Genomic DNA, 23,294 nt, shown 5'->3' with positions numbered 1-23,294 from the left:
GGGCTTTCCGGCTGGGGCCAGGATTTCAGGCAGAGGTCGAACGGCTGAGATGGCGGCTGCGGAAATCCCCAATCTGACCGACAGCGCCCGCGCCGTGCTGCGCGTACTTGCCGCGCAGGGGCCGGTGACGCGGCCGAAGCTCGGCGCCATGCTCGACCTGTCGAAGCCGACCATGTCGGCGGCTGTCTCGGAACTGAGCGCGCTCGGCCTCGTCGCCTCGCGCGGGCTGGAGCGCGGCGCCATCGGCCGCACGGCGACGATCTACGGCATCGGCCCGGGTGCGGGTTATGCGATCGGCATCGATGTCGGCGCCGCCCAAGTGCGCGCTGTGGCCTATTCGATGGACGCGCAGAAGCTGGCGTCGGCGGAAGAGCCCATCCCGGAAACGATAGCCGGCGATGCCGACGAGATCGGCGCCGTCGTGCTGTCGGTGGCGCGCGCCACCATGGCCAAGGTCGGCAAAAGCTTCCGCGCGCTGCGCGCCATTGCGGTGGCCGTGCCGCGCATCGTGTCCAACGATCGTTTTGACCGCCCTGGTGGGCCGTCCGCCGTGCTTGGCCTGCTGCGCCGCGGCATCGAGGTGCCGATCATCCTGGAAAACAACGTCAACTGCGCGGCCATCGGCGAAATGCATTTTGGCGCCGCGCAAGGCCACCAGACCTTCGCTTTCCTGCAGGTCGGCGTGCGGGTCGGCCTCGGCTTCATCACCGAGGGGCGCCTGTTTCGCGGCGCCGGCGGTGCCGCCGGCGAAATCGGCCGCATGCCGTTTCCGTGGTCGACCAGCGAGACGCCCTATCGTGAGGGGTTGGAACACTATCTCGGCTCACGGGCGCTGATCGAGCGCTGCCGTGTCGACTGGCCGGCGGGGGAGGGTGCGCCGCCCGATTCGGCCAAGGATCTGTTCGCACGCGCGCTGGAGGGCTCGGCCCCCGCGGTGGCGGCCGTCGCGCGCCATGCCGCCGATATCGGCAGGCTGGCGGCCGGCTGCATCGGCATGCTCGATCCCGGCCTCATCGTGCTTGGCGGTGGCGTCGGCAGAAACCCGCTGATGACGGAAAAGGTCGCGGATGTCGCGGCGGAGCTTGCCTGGCCGACAAGGATCGCCGTCAGTTCGCTGGAAGACGGCGGCACGGCGCTTGGTGCGATGAAGCTCGCCGTCGACTACAGTCTTGGGCTGATGCTGCGCGAAGGCCGCCATCCAGCTGTCGTGCTGCCGCCGCTGTCGGAAATGACGCAAGATGCGACGGACACGACCGGCCAGGCAAAGGACGTCTGATAACAGAGAAGGGTAGGCGTGCGCGCCGACCGTTTCGCCGGGCTCGACGATGCCGTTGACATCTCAATCAAGGCGGCATTCAGGCGACGAGCAGGGTGACAAAATCTTCGGATAGATTACAGCCTGGGATCGATTGGCTCGCTCTCCAGCGCCAGGACACCGAAAACACACTCGTGGACACGTCTTAGCGGCTGCCTGGCGACAAACCGCTTCAGCGCCTCGTGACCGAGCGCGAACTCCCTGAGTGCCAGATTGCGCTTGCCGCTCAAGCCTCGTTCCCGCAGGCGCACCAGATTGTCGGGTGCATCATATTCCGGACCATAGATGATGCGCAGGTACTCGTGGCCGCGCACCTTCAGCGCCGGCTGGATGATCCCCTTCTTGTTCCGGCTGACGAAGTCGCGCGGCTTCACCACCATGCCTTCGCCGCCCGAGCCGGTCAGCGTGTCCCACCAGGCGACAGCCTCCGCACAAGCACTGGCGTCGGCCAGATCGACCACCCGCCATTGTGTTCGCGTTACCACGCCATCGCCGGCAGCCAGACGGTCTGCAAGCGTCATGTGCCAGACGTGGTCCTGGTCGAACCAGACACGCCCTTCACTGGCGAGCAGGTGAAACGGCGCTACCTTCAGGTCCTCGATGCCCGAGACCGGCCACATGTAAGGCGCCCAGGCGGTGGCGTATCTGGCCGCGCGCGCAGCCCTGTCCTCAAGGCGCGCGTCGAGCGCGGCCGCATCGACGCCACGCGCCATCGCACGGGCCAGCGCTTCACGACTGGCTTGGAGGCCTGCGGCCGCAGACGTCGCCACCGGGGCATACTGGCTTTCAATCAGGCTGCCGGCCTTGGCCGACCAGGGCATGATCTCAGCATCCAGCAGCAGCCAATCGCTGTCCAATTCCCTCCATATATCCTCAGCCTCGACCCTGGCGCGGAGGCGGGCGAGCAGGCCCTCCGTCATGCCGGGATCGTTGAAAAAAGAGCGTCCGGTCCGGGTCCAGATCGCGCCGGTCTCGTCGCCCGGGACTCCGAACCGGTCGCGCGCCGTCTGAGCGTTTCGGCACAGCGCGATGACTGCCCGCGAACCCATGTGCTTCTCCTCGCATACGATTTGGGTGACGCCACGCTCTCGGAAATGGGCGAAGGCTTCCTCGGGGCGCTCCAGCCAGCCGCTTTGGCTGCTGGTCTCGGATGGCGACATCGTCGGCGGCAGATACATCAGCCACTGTGGCGACAGCGCGAAGCGGCTCATCACCTCAAGTGCCGCCGACGCGTTCTCCTCGGCCACAACGACCCGGCCCCTCAGTTCGGTCTCGATCCAGCGGCGCCCCGAGACATCCTGATAGTCGAGCACCCCGTCGGCATCGGCCTGTGCCGATTTGCCCAGACCGGAGGACCCACCGAGCGGGCGCACCGGTTCGGACCAGGTCTGGATTGCCGGCACCTCGACCAGTTCGCGTTCCGGCCAGCGAAAGGCCGTCAGCTTGCCGCCGAATACGCAGCCGGTGTCGATGCAAAGGGTGTTGTTGACCCACTCGGCCGACAGAACCGGCGTGTGCCCATAGACCACGGCGGTCTTGCCGCGATAGGCGGCGGCCCAGTCGGCGCGGACGGGCAGGCCGAATTCGTCGATTTCGCCCGTGGTTTCGCCATAGAGGGCGAACTCGCGCACGGCGCCGGAGCCGCGTCCGATCATCTCTTCCTTGAGGCCGGCATGGGCGACGGCGAGGCTGCCGCCGTCCAGCCAGACATGGCTGCGCAGGCTGTCGAGGAAGGCCGGCAACGCCTCTCGCAGGCCGCGATCCTGAACGCCAAGCTGGTCGATGGTTTGCTGCAGGCCGTGGGCGATCGTCACCTTGCGGCCTTCCAGCCAGCGGCCGAGTTTGCGTTCGTGATTGCCCTGGACACAGTAGGCTGTGCCGGCCGCGACCATGCTCATGGCGATGCGCAAGGCGTCGGGCACGTTGGGACCGCGATCGACGAGGTCGCCGACAAAGACGATCTTGCGGCCTTCCGGCGGCGTCACGGTGACGGCTCGTTCGCCCTGATCCTCGGACCAGGCGACGCTGTAACCGAGTTGAGTGAGCAAGGCCTGAAGTTCATCGGCGCAGCCGTGGATGTCGCCTATGATGTCGAACGGACCATGGTCGTCGCGCTTGTCGGTCCACAAGGGCTGGCGCGAGACCTTGGCCGCGTCGATACTGGCCTCGCTGGCAAGCTTCCAGACTTGGCGGAAACCTTCGCGTTGCAGGCCGCCGAGGCCCTTGCGAATTTCGGTGGTCATGCGCTGGACCACGCCGGCGCCGAATGGCCGGTCGGGTCGCAACGCGTTGCGAGCGACGCAGACATCGACGCCTGGATCGATGACTACGGCGACCGGCAAGGCGTGCCACTTGCGCGCCAGTTCGATCCAGGCCTTGCGGTCCGCTGCTCGCACATTGGTGGCGTCGATGACCGCTAGCTTGCGGTGCTTGAGCCGCTTGCCGGCGATCTCGCGCACGAGCTCGAAGGCGTCGGCGGAGACATCCTGATCAGTCTCATTGTCGCAGACGAGTGCGCGGCATTGATCCGACGAGATGATTTCGGTCGGCAGAAAATGCCTGCCGGCGAAGGTCGACTTGCCCGATCCGGTCGAGCCGATCAGCACGACGAGGGCGAAGTCAGGGATGGCGAGGTCGGTCTTGTCGGGCTCTCTCATCGGGTGAAAACCGCCATTTGCGTGGGCGCGCCCAGCGCGGAGTCCTCGGCTCCGATGCCACTGAAGACCGCGCCATAGCCATAGGCCTCGCCAATCCTGGCCGCCCAGGCTTCAAAGCGATCCCGGCTCCATTCAAAACGGTGATCGGGATGGCGAAAAGCGCCGGGGGCCAGATTGGGGAACAAGGCGTTATAGTCAGCGTTCGGAGTGGTCACGATGACGAATTTGGGCGCCGTCTCGCCGAACACAACACGTTCGATCAAGGGCAGCCTGTCCTCGTCGAGATGTTCGATGACCTCGACCAACACGGCAACGTCGGCTTCCGCCCAGCGGCTGTCGCGATATGTCAGCGATCCATGCAGCAGCGTGACCCGGCCCTCGGGCGGTCCGCCGAACTCGTTCAGCTTGAGACGCTTGGCAGCCCATTCCAGTTCACGAACTGCGGGGTCGAGCCCGAACAGCTTGTGAACCCATCGCTCGCGCACGAGCCGATAGAGCAGCTTGCCTTCGCCGCATCCCAGATCTGCAACACTGGTCCCGCCGGTCGTACGGATGGCCTTCACAACAGCGTCCATGCGCAGGTCATTCAGCCGGATGGGCGCCTCAAGCGCTTCCTCGGGCGCAACCCGGGCTTCGGCAGGCAGGGCCTCGCCGGCCGTCTCGGGGGCCAGTCGCTCCAGGGCGGTGCGGGCTAACGCACCCCGGTTGCGCAGATAACGGCGCACGATCAGGTCTTTGACCGGATGGTTTTCCAGCCAGCCCTCGCCTTTGGACAGCAGCTTGTCGATCTCGGCCTCGCCAACCCAGTAGTGCTTGGCGTCGTCCATCACCGGGATCAGGACATAGAGGTGGTTGAGCAGGCTGCTCAGCCGGCCGGTGCCAGTCAGCCTCAGACGACCGTATCGGGGGCCGCCTGCTCCAGATCCAATAGTCTCGATCGGCGTCAGGTCGACGGTCCATCCCAGAGGTTCGAACAGACCTCGCACGAGAGCCTCGCCGCCGCGCATCGGCAGCGGGGTTACCACGGCTTCGAGCGGCAGGTCGCTGTCGGCCAATTGCTGGCGCTCCTTTGATATGCCGGTCATCGCGGTCCGCAGTGCTTTGTTCAATGCCACTGACAGGAAGGACGATGCCGCATACGGGCGGTCGTTTACATACTGGTCCAGCAAACCTTCTGCCAGACCCTTCCCCCGCACGAGGCCTATCGGGTCGACGTCTAGCAGAAGCACAGCCTCGCAACGCTCGTCGGTCGCTTCCGGATAGAACAGCCAAGCCTTGCCGAAGGATAGCTCAGTCTCGTGCAGACGATCGGGGTGCTTGCGCAGCAAAAAGCCGAGATCTGTGGCCGGACGATGTGTTGTGGCGACGGAAAGGAACATCTGAGACCGATAACGCAGTCAAGCAGAATAACCAATGGCGTTGCGCGGCAATCCAACCAACGCAATACATCCATTTTCCATGCGCAACTTGTCGCGCCGCTTGCCACGAAAACGGCAGGCGCTGACGCGCCTGCCGTTTTCAATTCAGGTGGGGTGAGCGCGCATGTTTACGCGGCGACGGCGACCTGCTGGCTGGCCACCACGGCGTCGACCTTGGCGGTCGCCTTGGCGAGCGCTGATGTCACCGCGTCAGGGCCCATGCCGACGCCTTCGATGCGGATGACGTCGACATCGGTCATGCCGAGGAAGCCGAGCACGCCGCGCAGATAGGGAACCGCGTGATCGAACTGCACGGCAGCACCTTCCGAATAGATGCCGCCCGAAGCCAGCACGATATAGACCTTCTTGCCGGTGACGAGGCCCTTGGGGCCGTTCTCGCCATAGGCAAAGCTCCTGCCGGAACGGGCGATGTGATCGACCCAGGACTTGAGCGTCGAGGAGATGTTGAAGTTGATGAAGCCGGTGGCCAGGATCACGGTGTCGGCGGCGAACAGCTCGTCGAGCACGACGTCTGAGACGCCGACGACTTCAGCCTGGCGCGGCGTGCGCGCTTCGGCAGGCGTGTAGATGCCGGTTGAATAGTCGGCATCGATATGCGGCAGGGGGTTGGCGACGAGGTCGCGCACGACAAGCGTGTTCGACGGGTCGGCGGCGAGGAGTTTCTCGGCGAATTCAGTGGCGATGCGCGTTGAGTGCGAGGCAGCGCCGCGCGGGCTCGAGGTTACAAGAAGAATGGACATAGCGGGTTTCTCCATTGGAATGAATTGTCCCGCTGCATATGGGGCTATCAACCCATCAGATAAACTGGTATATTTTCTATACAATCCATCCACAAAGTAGGTACAATGGCGCAACCCAACCCGACCCTCGATCAGCTTCAGATCCTTGTCGCCGTTGCCGATACCGGGAGCTTCTCGGCCGCCGGCCGCAAGCTCAACCGCGCCCAATCGGTCATCAGCTACGGCATCGCCAATCTCGAGGCGCAGCTTGGGCTGAAGCTTTTCGAACGCGAGGGCACCCGCGAGCCGCAGCTGACCGAGATCGGCCGGGCAATGCTGGAGGATGCAAGGCGCATGATCGGCGTGCTGCAGCTCATGCGTTCTCGGGTCGACGGCCACCATCATGGGCTGGAGGCGGAAGTCGCGCTGTCGGTCGATGTCTCGTTGCCCGCACCGGTGCTGGTGCGGGTGCTGAAGGCATTCGAGGCGCAGTTTCCTACCGTGATGCTGCGCCTGCATATAGGCACGCTCGGCGTGATTCCAGATCATGTCGTCAGCGGACAGGCCGATCTTGGCATTGGCGGCCTTCTCGGCGAGGTCGACGTGCATCTCATTCGCATTGGCTTCATGACACTGGTTCCGGCCGCCGCACCCAGCCACCCGCTGGCACAGTTGCCGAAGCCCGTGGCGATCGAGGATGTGCGCGAGCATATCCAGCTTGTCGTCACTGACCAGTCCGAGCGCACCAAGGGGCGCGACTATGGCGTCTTTGCCTACCGGACATGGCGGCTGACGGACGTGCGCACCAAACATATGCTGATGCGCGAGGGGCTCGGCTGGGGCGGGCTGCCGCGTTGGCTGATCGCCGACGACCTGGCCGCCGGTCGCCTCGTTGAACTCGATCTGGAACCCTACAAGGAAGTGAATTCGTCGCTGTTTGCCATGCACCGCGCCGATCGCAGCCCGAAGCCGGCCGCCACCTGGCTGATCGAGGAGTTCAAGCGGGAGCTCGGCTGCTTCAACGAGTTCGAGCCGGGCGGAGTGCCTGGCGAGGAGATGGAGACAATCCGTCAATCAGCGCCATGAGCACGGCGCGATAATCCTCGACTGACCCGCCGGCCTCGATGGCGAGTGCGGCGCGGTCGAAGGCGGAGGCAAGCAGCGCGGTCAGTGCATCCACCGGCAATCTCGTCATCATGTTGGCCCGCATCGCCGCGACCAGGCCTTCGCGCAGCGAGCGGTTGCCGTGGCGGTTGTCGACCGCATCCATGGCGGCGCGGCCGAGCACGGCCGGGCCGTCGAGCAGCAACAGCCGCGTGCGGCCGGGCACGCGCATGGCGGCGAGATAGGCGTCGGATCCGGCGATCAGCGCATCGCGGGCTTCGAGCGAGGGTGGCGAAGCGCGGTCGATCTCCTGCGCCACCGCCTGCGCCTCCTGCTCGACCACGGCGGCAAACAGCGCCTGCTTGTCGGCGAAGTGGTGGTAGAGCGCGCCGCGCGTCACGCCGGCCGCGACGACGATCTCCGGCGTGCCGGTCTCGGCATAGGATTTCTCGGTGAACAGCTTTCGCGCCGCCGCGATCAAATCGGCGCGCGTTGCCTCGGTGCGGTCGCGGTTGGAACGGCGTCCGTGGTCCTGTTGCATACATGCAGCCTGTATGTTAATTCAATTTACATACAGACTGTATGTTATGTCCAGGGAGAAGGAAAGATGAAGACCACCAGCTATTACCCGGTGCTGATGACCGGCGACGTCGCCGGCACGGCGGCCTTCTACGTCAAGCATTTCGGCTTCCAGCCGCTGTTTGAAAGCGACTGGTACGTGCATCTGCAATCCATCGAGAACAAGCGCGTCAATCTGGGCATTGTCCAGGGCGACCACGAAACCATCCCGGAAGAGGGGCGGGGGCGCACCTCGGGCCTGCTGATCAACTTCGAGGTCCGCGATCCCGATGCGGTCTACGAGCAGGTCCTGGCCGCCGGCCTGCCGGTTCTTCGAACACTGCGCGACGAACCCTTCGGCCAGCGCCATTTCATCACCAGGGATCCCAATGGCGTTCTGATCGATGTCATCAAACCGATCCCGCCCAGCGAGGAATTTCTGGCGCAGTACGCCGAGGGCGCTGCGGGGATGTGAGCGACTGTTCCCGGAGGGCTGTGGCCAGATTTATTTATCGCTGAAGTCCGCGCCGCCCCTCATTGCCCTGCCGGGCATTTCTCCCCGTATAGTGACGGGGAGAAAGACGCCCTCATCGGTGATTTCGCCAGCCATCAACCTTGCAAGAAAAGCGCCGAGGTTGCGTCCAGCCACCTTATCCCGTCACTATACGGGGAGAAGGTGCCGGCAGGCGGATGAGGGGCGGCGCTGACGCGAGTTTTCCAGCAGCGATAGGCGATCACCCAGCCCGTGCCACCGGCGTCACCGCCACCTGGCTGACGCCGGTGCGACGCACCACCGTGCACAGCGTCTCGCGGCCGATGCGCTCGGCGTCGAGCATGCGCACGAGGTCGTCGACGCCTGTGACCGGGCGCCCATCTATTGCCGCGATGATGTCGCCCTCCTTGAGGCCGGCACTGTCCGCCGGGCCATTCTTCTCGACGCTGCGCAGCCGCACTGCCGTGCTGGTCGACACCTGCGACAGAAGGGCGGCGCGGCGCGGCAGATTGGTGGTGTCGGCCGAGATGCCGATGAAGGCGCGGCGCACGCGGCCGAAGCGGATGATCTCCGAGATGACGAAATTGGCCGTGTTGGAGGCGACCGCGAAGGCGATGCCTTGCGCGCCGTGGATCATGGCGGTGTTGACTCCGATGACTTCGCCCGCCGACGACACGAGCGGCCCGCCGGAATTGCCAGGATTGAGTGCCGCATCGGTCTGGATGACGTCGTCGATCAGCCGGCCGGTCGAGGCGCGCATCGAGCGGCCAAGTGCGGAGACCACGCCCGAGGTGACCGTCCATTCGAAGCCGAGCGGATTGCCGATGGCAATGGCTATCTGGCCGCGCCTGAGCCGCTTGGAATCGCCCAGCGGCGCGACATCGGCAAAGCTGCCGTCGGCGCGCACCAGGGCGATATCGGTGTCGGGATCGCGGCCGAGCACGCGGCCCTGGCTGGACGCGCCGTCCGGCATCGACACGCGCACTGTTTTCGCGTCACCCACGACGTGGAAGTTGGTGACGACCAGCCCATCCGGCGCGATCACGAAGCCGGACCCATGACCGCCCTGGCCACCAATGCGTTCGATGCGGCAGACGGCTGGGCCGATGCGGTCGACAGCATCGGCGACCGTCATGGAATAGGCGTCGAGCAGCGTGTCGTCGGATTGGAGTTTGGCGGCGGCGAGGGCCATGGGCGGGCTCCGTGTTTTCAGGCATGACGATGCCTTTTCTCTTGTGCGTACGGTGGTTCCCAAAACGGCTGAGCACTTTTGGGCAACACGCACTATATGTGCGGAGCGGCTGGAACCGCCGCGACCTGACCAGATGGCCAGTCAAACCGCCAACTAGCCGTCAGGCGAGTACCTCCAGGGGCGCCGTCGGGCGATATCTGGGACATGACGAACCCCAGGAGACCATCATGAGTGACTTCAATCTGAATGCGTTTTCGCAAGCCGTTGCCGACCTTGCGGCACAAGCGGCGCCGGCGACCGCGAGCTTCACTACCCATCATCACCGCACGGCAAGCGCCTTCCACTGGAGCGACGGCTATTTCGTCACCGCCGAGGAGGCGGTCGAGGCCGGCGAGGAGATCGAGCTGACGCTGGCTTCGGGCGAGACGGTGAAGGCCGAGCTCACCGGGCGCGATCCTTCGACGGGCGTTGCCCTGCTGAAGCCGGCAACTGCCGTGAATGCCGCGCCGCTGGCCAAGGCCGGCGCTGTTCGGCCCGGCAATGTCGCCATTGCCATCGGCAACAGCCAGGGCTCGGCGCTTGCGGTGTCGGGCTCGGTCGGCGAAGTCGGCCCGGCCTGGCGTTCGATGCGCGGCGGCACGATCGACCGGCGCATCAATCTGGCCGTCGGCGCCGGCGGCCGTTTCGAGGGCGGTCCGGTCCTCGACGCCAAGGGCGGGCTGATCGGCATGCTGTTGTTCGGGCCGCGCGGCCGGGCGTTGGTCATGCCCTATGAGACGATCGAGCGAGCGGTCGCGACGCTGCGCGAGAAGGGGCATGTCGCCCGTGGCTATCTCGGCGCGGGCCTGCATCCGGTGCGCGACCGTGACGCGAAGGGCGCGATGGTGATGAGCCTCGACGACAATGGCCCGGCCAAGGCCGCTGGCCTGTCGCTGGGCGATATCATCGTGGCCTGGAACGGCGAGGCCGTGCACGGCCCGCGCGACCTGATCCGCAGGCTCGGCCCTGACAGCGCCGGCGCTTCCGTGACGCTTGGCGTGGTCCGTGGCGGCGAACAGCGCGATGTGACATTGACCATCGGCGAAAAGCCGCTGAGCTGAGAGGATTGATGGAAGCGCTCTCGAGCGACCGGATCATGAGTGACGGTGCCGCTTCGCGGCGGCTTGTGGTGCTGGTTGCGCTTGCCGATGCCGCGCGCGCCGAGCGCCTGGCTGCGACGCTTGCCGCCAGCGACGACCTGCTGCCGGTGGTGGCAGGCGGCGGCAGGGCCGACGTCGCCATCATCGACGACAGGAGCGGAGATGCCGTGCCGGCCTCGGTTCCACGGGTGCTGCTGGGGCGTGCGGGCGGCGAGCGCCCCGGCGGCGACGTGTTCGCCGTCATGCCCTCGGGCGCCGACGATCTGCTGATCGCCGCGGCGGCGCGGCTGGCGGCGGCCGGCTATCGCGTCACCAGCGATGGCGGCCACGGACGCGATGAGGATTTCAATACGGGCGAGGGTGCGCCATTCGAGCATGAACCGGCCGATGACCATGCCGTTCGCCCGGCGCTGTCGCCGCGCGAGGCGGAAGTGCTGGCGCTGCTCGCCGAAGGCGCGCCCAACAAGGTGATCGCGCGGCGGCTCAACATTTCGGTGCACACGGCGAAGTTCCACGTCGCCGCGATCCTGATCAAGCTGGGGGCCGCCAACCGCACCGATGCCATCGCGATCGCGATGCGGCAGGGGCTGGTGCTGGTCTAGCCTCCGCTGCGTAACCCACATGCAGGCATCTCGGGTCTTGCGCCGTGGTCGCCCGCCGCGCAAAGGTTCGCGCCTGCCATGTTGCAAGGGAGGCGCAAGGAATGTCGCTCAAGGGAAAGACGCTGTTCATCTCCGGCGGATCGCGGGGCATCGGGCTGGCGATCGCGCTGCGCGCGGCGCGCGACGGCGCCAATGTGACGATCGCGGCCAAGACCGCAGAGCCGCATCCGAAGCTGCCTGGCACGATCTACACCGCCGCCGAAGAGATCGAGCGGGCCGGCGGCAAGGCGCTGCCCGTGTTGTGCGACATCCGCGAGGAGGCACAGGTCGCCGAGGCGGTTTCAAAGACCGTTGAGAGATTCGGCGGCATCGACATCTGCGTCAACAACGCCAGCGCCATCCAGCTCACCGGCACGCTGGAGACCGACATGAAGCGCTATGATCTCATGCACCAGATCAACACGCGCGGCACCTTCCTTGTGTCCAAAATGTGCATTCCGCACCTGAAGTTGGCCAACAATCCTCACATCCTGAATCTGGCACCGCCGCTCGACATGAAGGCCAAGTGGTTCAAGAACCATGTCGCCTACACCATGGCCAAGTTCGGCATGTCGATGTGCACGCTGGGCATGAGCGCCGAATTCGCCAAGGACGGTATCGCGGTCAATTCGCTGTGGCCGATCTCGACCATCGACACGGCGGCGGTGCGCAATCTGCTGGGGGGCGCCACGGTGGCGGCAATGAGCCGGTCGCCCGACATCATGGCCGACGCCGCGCACGCCATCTTCATGCGGCCCTCGCGCGAGGCATCAGGCAATTTCTACATCGACGAAGAGGTGCTGCGCGCCGAGGGCGTCAGCGACTTTTCGGTCTATGCGCCCGACGCGGCCGGGCCGCTGGCCGGCGACTTTTTCGTGCCGGACGAGGTGTTTGCGAATTCGGAGACGAAGGTCAGAAGCATTTACTGATGGAAACCACGCCCTGCCGGCGCTGCCTCTCATCCGCCTGCCGGCACCTTGTCCCCGTACAGTGACGGGCACAAGGGAGCCTCACGCCTCGTCCTTCTTGCCTTTGCTCAGGCCCATCAGCCGGTCGATATAGGCCAGCATCAGCGCCGAGACGACGAAGGTGAGGTGAATGATGGTCAGCCACATCAGCTGGTCGGTCGAATAGGACGACGAGTTGAGGAAGACCTGCAAGAGGTGGATGGAGGAGATGGCAACGATGGTCGAGGCGACTTTGACCTTGAGCGATCCGACATCGATCGTGCCCAGCCAATGCACGCCGCTGCCATCCGGGTCGTCGAAGCGGCTGACGAAGTTCTCGTAGCCTGAGATGATGACCATCACCACCAGCGAGGCAACGAGGGCGGCATCGATCAGGCCGAGCATCTTCAGGATTGTGTCGGTGTCGCCGAGCAGGAACACCATGGTGATGAACTCGTAGAGCTTCTTGGCGAACGACAACGCATAGACGGCCAATGCCAGGCCAAGACCGATATAGAAGGCGACAAGAAGCCAGCGCGAGGCGAGAATGATGGATTCGATGGCGAGTTCGAGACGCTTCATAGAGTGGTTCCAGTTGTTCTCTGATCGGTGATCAGGCGGTATTTCGACCACGCGAACGCTTTTTGCAAGACAGCAAAAAACCCCGCCGGAGAGGGCCGGCGGGGCTCAATGCGTCCCGCTGGAGTCGGGACGGGGCAGGGAACGCCCAGTCCTGAATCTGGGGTGAGCAGGCTCGCGATTCAATGAGCCGGCTTTGATGCCGGGACAAATCTTCTTGAGCCGAGGCTCCGGATCCGAAGCTTTCCCATCCCCGGCCGAGCCGGGGATGGGTGCTTCCAGCGTTGAGTCCGCAAATCAGGTCATGATTTTGAAATCATGATCTAATTGTTGCTGGCAACGGGTGCCACCAGCGACGTGATGCGGCGGATGGCGACACGCCGGTTTTCACGGTTGGGCGCCGAGGTGTTTACCTTCAGATACTCCTCGCCATAGCCCTGCGTCGTCAGGTTCTCCGGTGGGATGCCGAAGGCATTGGTCAGCGCTTCGGCAACCGCTTCGGCGCGGCGGTCGGACAGAGCAAGGTTTGCCTCCGGCGTGCCGACGGCGTCGGTGTGGCCTTCGATCAGGAAGGTCTCGGCCGGGTTCTTCTTCAACAGCTTCTCCATGGCGTTGGCGACGCCCTCGAGCTTCTGCACCTCGGTGTCGGAGATCGAGGACGAGCCGAATTCGAAGTTCAGCGTGTCGAGGTCGACGCGGCGCGCAATGTCGCGCACACGGGCCGAACGCTTGACCTCGTCGATCGAATAGAGGCGCTGGACCCTTTCCACCGGCGGCTGTTCGAGGAAGGTGTAGTAGTCGTCAGGGCTTTGGACGTCCTCGGAATCGAGGATGTAGTCACGGCGAGGGATGGTCAGCCGCATCGGCGGCAGGTCATCGCCTGGATCGCGCCAGTCGCCCTGGTAGTCCCGCTCGTCGACATAGCTCAGCACATATTCGCGCCCGTCAGGCGTGATGCGTGAGCGCTGGATGACATCGCCGTAGCGGTTGCGGATGGTGACGATCCGGATGCCGTTGTCGCGCTCGACCGTCTCGCGTGTACGGCCCTGCGGCAGGTCCTCGTAGTAGACGTCCCTGGCGCCGCGGTTCATGCGCCGACCTTCATTGCTCTGGACGATCGTCTGGCCGCCGAGCTGGATGATGACGCGGTCGCCGATCTCCTTGAGCACGTCAACGCCCTGGGGACGGCGGCGGTCGCGGATGTTCTCATCGGGCGCACGGTCGCGGCGCTTGCCCTTCTCTTCCGTCACCGGGACAAACTTTTCGGGCTTGATCTCCTGCTGGGCTGCCTTGTCGTCGGTTGGAGGCGGACCCTGGTCGACGGGAGCGACCGCGGGCTTCTGCCCCTGATCGCCGCCTTGCTGGGCGTTCTGGCCGCCATTCTGCTGCTCGCCACTCTGCTGACCGTTCTTGTCGCCCTGCCTGCGGCCGCCGCCCTTGCGTTCGGCGTCCTTCTGGCTGTCGAGGAGGGGGGCAGCGTTCTTGTCGGCGGGCGCTTCGCCCTGGACGGGATTTTCGCCCTGGACAGGCGCGGCCTTGCCGCCATTGGCCGGCTGTTCGCCGGTGGCTGGCTGCGCGCCCGTGACCGGCTGCTCGCCATTCGCGGGCTGTTCGCCCGTCGGCTTCTTGCCGTGCTTCTTCGTCTTGTCCTGGGGCTGCTCACCCTGGGTCGCCGGCTGTTCGCCGGCCGGAGCCGTTTCAGCCTTGGGCGTCGTCGCTTCGCCGGCGGGAGCTTGCTTCGGCGTCGGAGCGGCTTCCGGCGTCACCGCCGGGGCGGCGGGAGCCTCTTTCTGCTGGTCCGGCTTGTGTTTCCTGCCGGGCTTGGTCTGCTGGTTGTCGTTGGCGGGTTCTGTCTGCCCAGCGGGAGCCTGTTCGGCCGGCGCCTGCTCGGTCTGTTGCTGCTGGTCGCGCTTCTTCTTGCGCGGCTGCTGTTCTTGGGCGGCAGGGGCTGTCTGTTCGGCCGGCGCCTGCTCGGTCTGTTGCTGCTGGTCGCGCTTCTTCTTGCGCGGCTGCTGCTCTTGGGCGGCAGGGGCTGTCTGTTCGGCGGGAGCCTGCTCGGTCTGCTGCTGATCGCGCTTCTTCCTGCGCGGCTGCTGTTCTTCAGCGGCAGGGGCTGTCTGTTCGGCGGGAGCCTGTTCGGTCTGCTGCTGCTGGTCGCGCTTCTTCCTGCGCGGCTGCTGTTCCTCGGCGGCTGGAGCGGCCTGCTCGGCTGGCGCCTGCTCGGTCTGTTGCTGCTGATCGCGCTTCTTCCTGCGCGGCTGCTGTTCCTCAGCGGCTGGAGCGGCCTGCTCGGCTGCCGGTGCCGCCTTCTCGGCGGGGGCCTGCTCGGTCTGCTGCTGGTCGCGCTTCTTCTTGCGCCGCTGCTCCTGGTCGCTCTGTTGTCCCTCGTCGGCGGGTGCGTCCTGGGCCAGAATCAGCGGCGTTCCACCGCGTTGCATGGTGTCGAACGCGGCATTTCCCTGAAGCGGGAACGCGCCCAACGGCGCGGATGCCATCAGCAGGCCAAGTGCGGTACCTGCCAGAATCCGTGGTTGGCGTTTCATCGAAAGCTCTCCTTGTGGGGTCCCATCCTTGCCGAAACCGATCTTGGACCGATTGGTTCCAGTTTGGTGGGGATAGATGCCGTACAGGGCGATTGGCCGGCCTTTTGAAGGCAACTTCATGTCATTAGGCCAGCCTAAGGTCCGATTCCAGTCCCTACCGCGCTTGACCTCGACGGCGGGCGGGGCCACATCCGCGAGATGGAAACGCCATTCTGGAAAACAAAGACGCTGGAAGCGATGAGCCCGGCCGAGTGGGAATCGCTGTGCGACGGCTGCGGCAAATGCTGCCTGTCGAAGCTCGAGGACGAGGATACGGGCGAGATCTACTGGACAAGTGTCGGCTGCCGGCTGTTCGATGCGCAGAGCTGCCGCTGCGCCGACTATGCCAACCGGCTGGCGCGCGTTCCCGATTGCGTCGGCCTGACGCCGCAGAATGTACGCACCATCAGCTGGCTGCCCAGCACCTGCGCCTATCGGCTGGTGGCCGAGGGCCGCGACCTCTATTGGTGGCACCGGCTGGTGTCGGGCAGTGCCGAGACCGTGCACGAGGCCGGTATCTCGATGCGCGGCCGGGTCAAGGCGAGCGAGACCGAACTGGCCGAGCCCGAAGATTATTTTGACTATATACTCGACGACGAGCCTTGAGGCTGGTGTCCGCCAGGCGCCAGGAATCTGGGCGGGGTATTGGGGGTTCGAAGATCGGCGGAGGTTTCCTTACCGCCACATGAACCGCAGATGAACGGCGAGTTCGTAAATAGTTCAGACAGGCCAGTGCATTGTCCCGCCATCGGTTTCACGAGGACGGGCGCAAGCCCGCAACAAGGAGAGAGAACCATGTACACCAAGATCAAGACGGCAGCCCTTTCGGCGCTGGTCGGCCTCGGCACGCTGGCCGCCATTCCCGCCCATGCCGACAGCCTCTATCTCGGCTTCGGCAACAACCAGGATCCGCGTTTCGGCGTCTATGCCGGTGATGACGGCTATCGCCACCGCCGCGACGAGCGCCGCGACGACTGGCGCCGTGGCTGCTCGCCCGACCGCGCCCTCGACAAGGCCGAGCGCATGGGGCTGCGCCGTGCCCGCATCGTCGACGCCAACCGCCGCGTGGTGAAGGTGATGGGCCGCCAGTATGGCGATCGCGTCGTCATCGTCTTCGCCAATGAGCGCGGCTGCCCGATCATCAACCGCTGAGGCCTCTTGATGGCAGAGCCCCTGTCCGATCGGACGGGCGCGGCTCGAAAAAACCCCGCGGGAGCGATCCCGCGGGGTTTTTTCCTTGCATCGTATCGGCTGCAGACCGTTGCTTCAGCCGGCTGTTATTTCAGCTCGAAGGTGACGGTCACCTGGACATTGTAGGCGTTTTCGCCGGCCTGGGTCGGCACCGCCGACCGGGCCGCGTCGAATGCCTTGGCGTTGATGGCCATCGGCGCGGGAGCGATGTTCTGGTCGGAGATTTCCAGCACCCGGCCGATGCTGACGCCGGCGGCCTCGGCCAGCGTCTTGGCCTTGGCGATGGCGTTGGCAACCGCCTTCTTGCGGGCTTCGGTGATGGTGGCATCAGGATTGTCGTTGGTGAAGGAGATGCCGCCACCCTGGTTGACACCGAGAGACACCGCCTTGTCGAGGATCTCGCCCGTCTTGTCGATGTCGCGCACCCGTACCGCCAGCGTGTTGGTGACCTGGTAGGCGACGAGCTCTGCCTCCTGGCTGCCGTCGGGCTTGTTGGTGAAGTTGTAGCGCGGATTGATCTGGATGCCGGCGGTCTGCAGGTCGCGATCCTTGATGCCGGCCGCCTTCATCGCCGCGATAACCGCGGCCATGGCGTCGTTGTTGGCATCGAGCGCCGCGCGCGCCGTCTTGGCCTCGCGCATGACGCTGAGCGAGAGCAACGCCAGGTCGGGAGGCGTGGTCGCTTCGCCTTCGCCCGACACGATGATGCGGGCGGGCGTCGGCGAATCGGCGGCTCCAGCCATCGCCGGAAAAGCGATTGCAGCGGCGAGCGCGAGGGGCAAAAGATGTCTGGTCATGAAAATCTCCGTGGTATGCGATCAGGTCGCAAGCGTCGCCTAGAGCGCGATTATGGGTTGATTTGGGCGATCAGCGAAAGCCCGTCGCGAAAGCCTTGTGCTGCGATGCGAAAAACATTAATCCAGCCGGCGTGGGGCCTGTAGCTCAATGGTTAGAGCCGGCGGCTCATAACCGCTTGGTTGGGGGTTCGAGTCCCTCCGGGCCCACCATAACCATTGATTTTGTTGTTGAAAATTGCCCGCTTCCGTCGGCATTCTGAATGCCCTCCGGTACGCGTTGCGGGCGGTGCGCGCGCAGCCCTCCGCACGAGCGGAACACCTGGACACACCCTAACCTTGATTGGGCTCCGTCAGATGTCGTCCAGGAGCTAAGCCGGCCGCTGGTCATCCGGTTTGCGGTGGATCAAAGCGTGCCCGTTCCGGCGCTACTACAGATGTCGCGAACAACATCTATCGCAAGTCCTTCAGTGTGTGCGGCCGATTGCCCTGAACCAAAGAGCGCGGGAAGCGTTTGTGCTCATTCACTGCAGGTCGATGGCACGGGCCCATGTCGCGGTACGGTGAGATGCACCAAGAGGCAATGGAGCCAGACATGACCCAACACACCTCTCCAGTCGTCCAATCCAGCCAGCTTTCCGAGCAGGAATTGCATGACATCGACGCCTATTGGCGTGCTGCCAACTATCTGACGATCGGCCAGATCTACCTGCTCGACAATCCGTTGCTGCGCGAACCCTTGCGGCTGGAGCACGTCAAGCCGCGATTGCTCGGCCATTGGGGAACATCGCCGGGATTGAGTTTCATCTACGCGCATCTCAACCGTGTCATCCGCCTCAGGGACACGAATGTCATCTACATCTGCGGTCCCGGACACGGCGGTCCGGCGATGGTGGCAAACACCTACCTGGAGGGGACTTACAGCGAATCCAATCCCGACATTGCGATGGACGAGCAAGGGATGCGCAAACTGTTCCGACAGTTCTCGTTCCCCGGCGGCATCCCGAGCCATGCAGCACCCGATGTGCCCGGTTCTATCCATGAGGGCGGCGAGTTGGGCTATTCGCTTTCGCACGCCTATGGCGCCGCCTTCGACAATCCCGACCTTGTGGTCGCCTGCGTCGTTGGTGACGGCGAGGCTGAAACTGGGCCGCTTTCCGCCGCCTGGCATTCCAACAAATTCCTCAACCCGGCGCGCGACGGGGCGGTCCTGCCGATCTTGCATCTGAACGGCTACAAGATCGCCAATCCAACCATCCTTGCCCGAATTCCCGAAGACGAATTGCGCGCGCTGTTTATAGGCTACGGCTACGAACCGCTGTTCGTGGAAGGGCACGATCCGGCGCTGATGCATCAGCGGATGGCGAGCGTGCTCGAGGATGCGTTCGATCGGATCAAGGCTATCCAGCATGCCGCGCGCAACGGCTCCGCCGCGACGGCGTTACGACCAAAGTGGCCGATGATCGTGTTGCGCAGCCCCAAGGGCTGGACCGGTCCGAAAGAGGTCGACGGGCTGAAGACCGAGGGCTTCTGGCGCTCGCACCAGGTTCCCTTGTCAGGCCTCGCGGAAAACCCAGCGCATCTGAAGATGCTTGAGGAATGGCTGAAAAGCTATCGACCGGAAGAATTGTTCGACACCGCCGGCGCTCCTGTCGCCTCGATCCGCGCCACGGCACCCCAGGCGACGAAACGAATGAGTGCAAACCCGCACGCCAATGGCGGCCTGCTGCGCAGGTCTCTCGAACTGCCCGGGTTGCAAGATCACGCCATTGCGCTTGAGCGCCCCGGCGCCGTCAAGGCCGAGTCCACGCGGGTCATGGGCAGTTTCCTGCGCGATGTCATGCAGTTGAACGAGGCCATGAAGAACTTCCGGATCGTGGGCCCGGATGAGACTGCCTCGAACCGTCTTCAGGACGTGTTCGAAGTGACCGAGCGCGGCTGGATGGAAAAGATTCTGCCCGAAGACGTTCACCTCGGGCGCGAGGGCAGGGTTCTCGAAATCCTCTCCGAGCACACCTGCCAGGGTTGGCTCGAAGGCTACCTGCTCACCGGGCGCCACGGTCTCTTTTCCTGCTACGAGGCGTTCATCCACATCGTCGATTCCATGTTCAACCAGCATGCGAAATGGCTCGATGCCTGCCGCGCCGTCCCTTGGCGGCGGCCGATCGCATCGCTGAACTATCTGTTGTCCAGCCATGTCTGGCATCAGGAGCACAATGGCTTCAGCCATCAGGATCCGGGATTCATCGACGTCGCCCTCAACAAGAAGGCCGACATCGTGCGGGTCTACCTGCCCCCGGACGCCAACACCTTGCTGTGCGTGACCGAGCATGTGCTGCAGACCTGGAACCGCATCAACGTCATCGTCGCCGGCAAGCCGCCATCCTGGCAGTGGCTGTCGATGGACAAGGCAATCGTTCACTGCCGGGCAGGAATCGGCATCTGGGACTGGGCGTCAACGGACGATGGGGCTGAGCCCGACGTCGTGATGGCTTGTGCGGGCGATGTCCCGACCCTCGAAACGCTGGCGGCAGTGCAGATCCTCAGGCAACTGGTTCCCGATCTCAGGATCAGGGTGGTCAATATCGTCGATCTGATGACTCTTCAGCCAAAGGAATATCATCCGCACGGGCTGTCGGATCGCGAGTTCGATGCGCTGTTCACAGCCGACAAGCCGGTCATCTTTGCCTATCATGGCTATCCCTGGACGATCCATCGCCTGACCTATCGACGCACCAACCACGACAACATCCATGTGCGCGGCTACAATGAGGAGGGCACGACAACCACGCCCTTCGACATGATCGTACTGAACGGTCTCGACCGCTTTCATATCGTCCAAAGCGTCGTCGATTGGGTTCCACGACTGAAGAGCGTGCGGGTCGGCATCAAGCAGGCCATGGACAGCAAACTGCTTGAACACCGCGCCTATATTCGCGCCCATGGGCAGGATATGCCGGAAATCCTTGACTGGAAGTGGGAACAGGATGCCGATGCGGGGCCGAAGCGTCCGGATTGAGCGGACGCCCGTCCGCAAGCGCATGGGAACGGCAACATATCGGATGGCTTCATGACCGATGCGATCCTTGTCCTGAACGGCGGGTCTTCGAGCCTCAAGTTCGCCGTCTTCGAGCGACGCGACGAGCTCCCGCTGCTGCTGCGCGGCAATGTCTCCTCTATCGGTCAACAACCGCGGCTGCGTGTCGATGCCGCGGCCGGCAGGTCCAAGATCGACAAGAGCTTGGGCGAAGCACCGATCGATATGAGCACGGCGTTCGCGGCGGTTGCATCCGTGCTCGTCGACAACGATCTCCCGCGCCGCATCGACAGGGTAGGGCACAGGATCGTTCATGGCGGTCGTGATTTCACCGAAGCGACGCTGCTCGACGAACGCACGATCAAGGCACTGCGCTTGCTCGAGCCGCTGGCGCCCATCCACCAGCGGATCAATCTCGACATTGTCGCGCTGGCTGCTGAGCTCTTGCCGCGGGCCCTCCAGATCGGGTGCTTTGACACAGCGTTTCATTCGACCAGGCCGGAGCTTGCCAAAATCTACGGGCTGCCGCGCGCCCTGACTGACGCGGGCATCGTTTCCTACGGCTTTCATGGGCTGTCCTACAGCCACATCGCTGCGAAGCTGCGTGACCGCTACGGCGCGCGCGCCGGCGGTCGGGCGATCGTCGCCCATCTCGGTAGCGGCGCCAGCCTGTGCGCCATGGACGCCGGACGAAGCATCGCCACGACGATGGGATTTTCGACCCTGGACGGCCTGGTGATGAGCACACGTTGCGGCGCGCTCGACCCAGGGGTCATCCTTCACTTGCTGCAGGAGCGGAGGTTGTCTCAGGACGAACTGGCCACGCTTCTCTACGAGCAATCAGGCCTGCTCGGAGTGTCTGGAATATCGGGTGATATGCGGACGCTGATCGACTCGGACGATTCCGCCGCCGCCGAGGCCGTCGATCTCTTCCTTTATCGGATCGGACGCGAGATAGGATCGCTGGCCGCTGCGATGGGAGGACTGGACACGCTGGTGCTGACGGCCGGCATTGGCGAAAACGCGCCGTTGGTCCGCGAAAGGATTTGCCTTGCCGCAGCCTGGCTTGGAGTCGGTCTCGACGAGAAGCGAAACCGAGAGGGCGAGGAAGTGGTCAGCAACGCGACTTCCCGCGTCGACGTCCTTGTCATTCCAGCGGATGAAGAAAGCGCCGTGGCCGCGGAGATGCTCGTCTTTCGATCTGCCACGCCCACCGCGGCTCGGAAGGGGCCAAGGCAGCTAAGCGGCTGATCGCGCCCCCAGCTCCCGCCTAACCAGGACCAGCGTCGCATCGTCGGGATCGGTCGTGACGGTGAAACCCATGTCGCGCTCGACCTCGATCGCGGCGCGGTTCTCACGGCTCTCGATCGACTCGATGGCTTCGAGGCCGAGGTCTTCGGCATATTTCGCAATATAGGCGAGTAACTCCCAGCCAACGCCCAGATGCTTGCGATCCGCGCGGATGCAGATCGCGACCTCACCGGTTCGGTCGGCTCGATCGCTTGCCAGCGTCGCAACGGCGATCAGCATCCCGTCGGTCGAGAAGGCCAGAAAATTATGGATATGCGCGTCGTCTGAACGCGTCATCGCCACCAGCCGTTCATGCGAAACTTCCTTCATGCCGCCGAGGAAGCGGAAGCGCAGGTCTTCCGGAGTCACATGGGTGAAGAACTCCGCCAGGGTTGGCTCGTCCTCGGGCCGAGCAAGGCGGACTTCGAAACGAAATCCAGTACGTGTGGTAATTGCGCTGTTCGTGGACATGGTTTGAACTCTAATCCTGGGTTGTTCTGAATGGCCAGATGCCGCGGAACCGAGTGGATATGGCTTCCTTTGGATATCTCCGTGCCACCGTTCGACGATGTCTGGTCATTCGCTCATGCAATGGAGCGCGTCGTGCTTGACGATTTCGATGCTGCGCAGGTTGAGAAGGCGGATGACGCCCTTGTCCTTCAGCCGGGTGAAGACCCGCGACACGGTCTCGATGGTCAGGCCGAGATAGTCGCCGATGTCCATGCGCGACATTGGCAGCTCGACCTGCCGCAATCCGCCCTGCCGCTCCGCCATGTCGACCAGGAAGGCGGCGACACGTTCGATGGCGTTCTGTCTTCCAAGGACCAGGAGGTGCTCCTGTGCGCGCGTCAGACCCTTGAGCGCCAACGGCAGCAACTGCCGGGACATGTCCGCCCCGGCAGCCAGGCGGAAGACGCGGACGCCGGTGGCGTTGATCGCCTCGGCGAAGAAATGATGCGTCGAGTCGGCTTCGAAGCCGAAAGTCTCGCCGGCGAGGTGAAAGGCGCTGATCTGCCGGCGACCGTCGGCAAGCAGGCGGTAGATGCGCACGGCGCCGAACTCGACCTGATAGAAAGCACTGGCCTTCCCGCCCTGGGCATAGATTTCCGCGCCGGCGGGGAAAAAGCTCACCGGCTGCAGCGGCGCCGGGTCGAATGCGTCCGGCAGGCTTGGTTGAACAGAATGCGACTGCAGTGAAATTCTGGAGACGGTGTAAGCGTGCATGGCTGTTTTCCCGGTTGTTCCGTGACACAGCAATCGCGCGAATCCGCGGGGCGCGAAATTCGGTTATATCCCTACGGGAAACTACCTAGCCGCGCGGATTGTTGATCCACATAAAGTGGCCAGGCGCGCCGGTCGCTTAAGTCCTCCTTTGATTTGGCAATAGCAACGGGGGTCGTTTCGTTGCGCCGAAAAGGCCGGTGGGCAGCGATGTATCTTCCGCAATTCATGGTCGGAATGTTTTTGACGTCGGGCATCGTGGCTCTATCTGGGTCGCCGCACCAATGCCTGCTCTTATCTTGTCCTCTCCGCCCATCTCGCATCGCGCGCTTCCAGGGCCATCTCGAACAAGGACCGACCGACTTGCGCCCCGAAACCGGCCGGGGCGCAAGTCGG

At 64.3% G+C, this 23,294-nt stretch carries 20 protein-coding genes, 1 tRNA gene and 1 pseudogene; 12 read left to right on the top strand and 10 right to left on the bottom strand.

Annotated features, from left to right (window positions below; translation table 11 throughout):
- Positions 1-49: 49 nt before the first annotated feature.
- Both AC07SZ_RS20100 and AC07SZ_RS20095 read left to right on the top strand, forming a co-directional pair.
- Positions 50-1,276, top strand: coding sequence for an ROK family transcriptional regulator (locus AC07SZ_RS20100; RefSeq protein WP_494915572.1), 1,227 nt, complete (start codon positions 50-52; stop codon positions 1,274-1,276).
- A gap of 18 nt (positions 1,277-1,294) precedes the next feature.
- A pseudogene (locus AC07SZ_RS20095) lies at positions 1,295-1,391 on the top strand (HlyU family transcriptional regulator); the annotation flags it as partial.
- A gap of 1 nt (position 1,392) precedes the next feature.
- Here AC07SZ_RS20095 and AC07SZ_RS20090 read toward each other — a convergent pair.
- The 3 genes from AC07SZ_RS20090 to AC07SZ_RS20080 all read right to left on the bottom strand — a co-directional run bounded on the left by AC07SZ_RS20090 (position 1,393) and on the right by AC07SZ_RS20080 (position 6,151).
- Positions 1,393-3,972: a polynucleotide kinase-phosphatase gene (locus AC07SZ_RS20090; protein WP_172372517.1), complete on the bottom strand. Its 2,580-nt coding sequence runs from the start codon at positions 3,970-3,972 to the stop codon at positions 1,393-1,395.
- Positions 3,969-5,351, bottom strand: coding sequence for a 3' terminal RNA ribose 2'-O-methyltransferase Hen1 (locus AC07SZ_RS20085; protein WP_172372519.1), 1,383 nt, complete (start codon positions 5,349-5,351; stop codon positions 3,969-3,971). The genes AC07SZ_RS20090 and AC07SZ_RS20085 overlap by 4 nt, the downstream gene beginning before the upstream one ends.
- Before the next feature lie 167 nt (positions 5,352-5,518).
- The gene (locus tag AC07SZ_RS20080) at positions 5,519-6,151 is read right to left on the bottom strand and encodes an FMN-dependent NADH-azoreductase (RefSeq protein WP_172372521.1); all 633 of its coding nucleotides are present in this window, start codon (positions 6,149-6,151) and stop codon (positions 5,519-5,521) included.
- A 105-nt stretch (positions 6,152-6,256) separates the two neighbouring features.
- On the opposite strand from AC07SZ_RS20080, the gene AC07SZ_RS20075 reads away from it, so the two are divergent.
- Complete coding sequence (locus AC07SZ_RS20075) at positions 6,257-7,216, top strand: LysR family transcriptional regulator (protein WP_494915571.1); 960 nt, start codon at positions 6,257-6,259, stop codon at positions 7,214-7,216.
- Here the strand turns inward: AC07SZ_RS20075 and AC07SZ_RS20070 are convergent.
- Positions 7,149-7,775: a TetR/AcrR family transcriptional regulator gene (locus AC07SZ_RS20070; protein ID WP_172372525.1), complete on the bottom strand. Its 627-nt coding sequence runs from the start codon at positions 7,773-7,775 to the stop codon at positions 7,149-7,151. The genes AC07SZ_RS20075 and AC07SZ_RS20070 overlap by 68 nt on opposite strands.
- Before the next feature lie 66 nt (positions 7,776-7,841).
- On the opposite strand from AC07SZ_RS20070, the gene AC07SZ_RS20065 reads away from it, so the two are divergent.
- Entirely contained in the window at positions 7,842-8,267 is a 426-nt protein-coding gene (locus AC07SZ_RS20065; RefSeq protein ID WP_056578474.1) for a VOC family protein, read from the top strand.
- Between the two features lie 259 nt (positions 8,268-8,526).
- Here the strand turns inward: AC07SZ_RS20065 and AC07SZ_RS20060 are convergent, their stop codons facing one another.
- Complete coding sequence (locus AC07SZ_RS20060) at positions 8,527-9,477, bottom strand: S1C family serine protease (RefSeq protein ID WP_172372527.1); 951 nt, start codon at positions 9,475-9,477, stop codon at positions 8,527-8,529.
- Between the two features lie 227 nt (positions 9,478-9,704).
- Between AC07SZ_RS20060 and AC07SZ_RS20055 the strand changes: the two genes are divergently transcribed.
- The 3 genes from AC07SZ_RS20055 (at position 9,705) to AC07SZ_RS20045 (ending at position 12,186) form a co-directional block, all read left to right on the top strand.
- A complete protein-coding gene (locus AC07SZ_RS20055) occupies positions 9,705-10,577 on the top strand; it encodes a S1C family serine protease (protein WP_494915570.1) in 873 nt (290 codons plus the stop codon).
- 8 nt (positions 10,578-10,585) lie between these two features.
- The gene (locus AC07SZ_RS20050; RefSeq protein WP_494915568.1) at positions 10,586-11,218 is read left to right on the top strand and encodes a helix-turn-helix transcriptional regulator; all 633 of its coding nucleotides are present in this window, start codon (positions 10,586-10,588) and stop codon (positions 11,216-11,218) included.
- Positions 11,219-11,319: 101 nt separating this feature from the next.
- Positions 11,320-12,186: an SDR family oxidoreductase gene (locus AC07SZ_RS20045; RefSeq protein ID WP_056578462.1), complete on the top strand. Its 867-nt coding sequence runs from the start codon at positions 11,320-11,322 to the stop codon at positions 12,184-12,186.
- A gap of 81 nt (positions 12,187-12,267) precedes the next feature.
- Here AC07SZ_RS20045 and AC07SZ_RS20040 read toward each other — a convergent pair whose 3' ends face one another.
- A complete protein-coding gene (locus AC07SZ_RS20040; protein WP_056578459.1) occupies positions 12,268-12,786 on the bottom strand; it encodes a TIGR00645 family protein in 519 nt (172 codons plus the stop codon).
- A 320-nt stretch (positions 12,787-13,106) separates the two neighbouring features.
- Positions 13,107-15,326: an OmpA family protein gene (locus tag AC07SZ_RS20035; protein ID WP_494915566.1), complete on the bottom strand. Its 2,220-nt coding sequence runs from the start codon at positions 15,324-15,326 to the stop codon at positions 13,107-13,109.
- A 198-nt stretch (positions 15,327-15,524) separates the two neighbouring features.
- On the opposite strand from AC07SZ_RS20035, the gene AC07SZ_RS20030 reads away from it, so the two are divergent.
- Both AC07SZ_RS20030 and AC07SZ_RS20025 read left to right on the top strand, forming a co-directional pair.
- Complete coding sequence (locus AC07SZ_RS20030; protein ID WP_494915565.1) at positions 15,525-15,971, top strand: YcgN family cysteine cluster protein; 447 nt, start codon at positions 15,525-15,527, stop codon at positions 15,969-15,971.
- Between the two features lie 189 nt (positions 15,972-16,160).
- Positions 16,161-16,517 carry a hypothetical protein gene (locus tag AC07SZ_RS20025; RefSeq protein ID WP_081295150.1) on the top strand — a complete coding sequence of 119 codons (357 nt, stop codon included), beginning with the start codon at positions 16,161-16,163 and terminating at the stop codon, positions 16,515-16,517.
- 125 nt (positions 16,518-16,642) lie between these two features.
- Here AC07SZ_RS20025 and AC07SZ_RS20020 read toward each other — a convergent pair whose 3' ends face one another.
- Positions 16,643-17,353 carry an SIMPL domain-containing protein gene (locus AC07SZ_RS20020; RefSeq protein ID WP_056578449.1) on the bottom strand — a complete coding sequence of 237 codons (711 nt, stop codon included), beginning with the start codon at positions 17,351-17,353 and terminating at the stop codon, positions 16,643-16,645.
- A 134-nt stretch (positions 17,354-17,487) separates the two neighbouring features.
- Here AC07SZ_RS20020 and AC07SZ_RS20015 point away from each other — a divergent pair.
- The 3 genes from AC07SZ_RS20015 to AC07SZ_RS20005 all read left to right on the top strand — a co-directional run bounded on the left by AC07SZ_RS20015 (position 17,488) and on the right by AC07SZ_RS20005 (position 21,638).
- Positions 17,488-17,563: transfer RNA gene (locus tag AC07SZ_RS20015), tRNA-Ile, on the top strand.
- Between the two features lie 382 nt (positions 17,564-17,945).
- A complete protein-coding gene (locus AC07SZ_RS20010) occupies positions 17,946-20,369 on the top strand; it encodes a phosphoketolase family protein (protein ID WP_494915564.1) in 2,424 nt (807 codons plus the stop codon).
- Between the two features lie 51 nt (positions 20,370-20,420).
- The gene (locus tag AC07SZ_RS20005; RefSeq protein WP_494915563.1) at positions 20,421-21,638 is read left to right on the top strand and encodes an acetate/propionate family kinase; all 1,218 of its coding nucleotides are present in this window, start codon (positions 20,421-20,423) and stop codon (positions 21,636-21,638) included.
- On the opposite strand, the gene AC07SZ_RS20000 is transcribed toward AC07SZ_RS20005, so the two are convergent.
- Positions 21,627-22,148 carry a GNAT family N-acetyltransferase gene (locus AC07SZ_RS20000; protein WP_056578442.1) on the bottom strand — a complete coding sequence of 174 codons (522 nt, stop codon included), beginning with the start codon at positions 22,146-22,148 and terminating at the stop codon, positions 21,627-21,629. The genes AC07SZ_RS20005 and AC07SZ_RS20000 overlap by 12 nt on opposite strands.
- Before the next feature lie 105 nt (positions 22,149-22,253).
- Complete coding sequence (locus AC07SZ_RS19995) at positions 22,254-22,901, bottom strand: helix-turn-helix domain-containing protein (protein WP_056578439.1); 648 nt, start codon at positions 22,899-22,901, stop codon at positions 22,254-22,256.
- Positions 22,902-23,294 lie beyond the last annotated feature (393 nt).

The organism is Mesorhizobium sp. GW821-FHT07A06, from assembly GCF_059419085.1.
This window is presented reverse-complemented; position numbering and strand designations above follow the sequence as displayed.

Excerpts from the sequence above, each read along its gene's own strand:
- AC07SZ_RS20040 (WP_056578459.1), bottom strand. The coding sequence starts at position 12,786 with ATGAAGCGTCTCGAACTCGCCATCGAATCCATCATTCTCGCCTCGCGC.
- AC07SZ_RS20010 (WP_494915564.1), top strand. The coding sequence starts at position 17,946 with ATGACCCAACACACCTCTCCAGTCGTCCAATCCAGCCAGCTTTCCGAG.
- AC07SZ_RS20045 (WP_056578462.1), top strand. The coding sequence starts at position 11,320 with ATGTCGCTCAAGGGAAAGACGCTGTTCATCTCCGGCGGATCGCGGGGC.
- AC07SZ_RS20090 (WP_172372517.1), bottom strand. The coding sequence starts at position 3,972 with ATGAGAGAGCCCGACAAGACCGACCTCGCCATCCCTGACTTCGCCCTC.
- AC07SZ_RS20100 (WP_494915572.1), top strand. The coding sequence starts at position 50 with ATGGCGGCTGCGGAAATCCCCAATCTGACCGACAGCGCCCGCGCCGTG.
- AC07SZ_RS20080 (WP_172372521.1), bottom strand. The coding sequence starts at position 6,151 with ATGTCCATTCTTCTTGTAACCTCGAGCCCGCGCGGCGCTGCCTCGCAC.
- AC07SZ_RS20030 (WP_494915565.1), top strand. The coding sequence starts at position 15,525 with ATGGAAACGCCATTCTGGAAAACAAAGACGCTGGAAGCGATGAGCCCG.
- AC07SZ_RS20085 (WP_172372519.1), bottom strand. The coding sequence starts at position 5,351 with ATGTTCCTTTCCGTCGCCACAACACATCGTCCGGCCACAGATCTCGGC.
- AC07SZ_RS20060 (WP_172372527.1), bottom strand. The coding sequence starts at position 9,477 with ATGGCCCTCGCCGCCGCCAAACTCCAATCCGACGACACGCTGCTCGAC.
- AC07SZ_RS20075 (WP_494915571.1), top strand. The coding sequence starts at position 6,257 with ATGGCGCAACCCAACCCGACCCTCGATCAGCTTCAGATCCTTGTCGCC.
- AC07SZ_RS20065 (WP_056578474.1), top strand. The coding sequence starts at position 7,842 with ATGAAGACCACCAGCTATTACCCGGTGCTGATGACCGGCGACGTCGCC.
- AC07SZ_RS20035 (WP_494915566.1), bottom strand. The coding sequence starts at position 15,326 with ATGAAACGCCAACCACGGATTCTGGCAGGTACCGCACTTGGCCTGCTG.
- AC07SZ_RS20000 (WP_056578442.1), bottom strand. The coding sequence starts at position 22,148 with ATGTCCACGAACAGCGCAATTACCACACGTACTGGATTTCGTTTCGAA.
- AC07SZ_RS20005 (WP_494915563.1), top strand. The coding sequence starts at position 20,421 with ATGACCGATGCGATCCTTGTCCTGAACGGCGGGTCTTCGAGCCTCAAG.
- AC07SZ_RS20020 (WP_056578449.1), bottom strand. The coding sequence starts at position 17,353 with ATGACCAGACATCTTTTGCCCCTCGCGCTCGCCGCTGCAATCGCTTTT.
- AC07SZ_RS20070 (WP_172372525.1), bottom strand. The coding sequence starts at position 7,775 with ATGCAACAGGACCACGGACGCCGTTCCAACCGCGACCGCACCGAGGCA.
- AC07SZ_RS20025 (WP_081295150.1), top strand. The coding sequence starts at position 16,161 with ATGTACACCAAGATCAAGACGGCAGCCCTTTCGGCGCTGGTCGGCCTC.
- AC07SZ_RS20050 (WP_494915568.1), top strand. The coding sequence starts at position 10,586 with ATGGAAGCGCTCTCGAGCGACCGGATCATGAGTGACGGTGCCGCTTCG.
- AC07SZ_RS19995 (WP_056578439.1), bottom strand. The coding sequence starts at position 22,901 with ATGCACGCTTACACCGTCTCCAGAATTTCACTGCAGTCGCATTCTGTT.
- AC07SZ_RS20055 (WP_494915570.1), top strand. The coding sequence starts at position 9,705 with ATGAGTGACTTCAATCTGAATGCGTTTTCGCAAGCCGTTGCCGACCTT.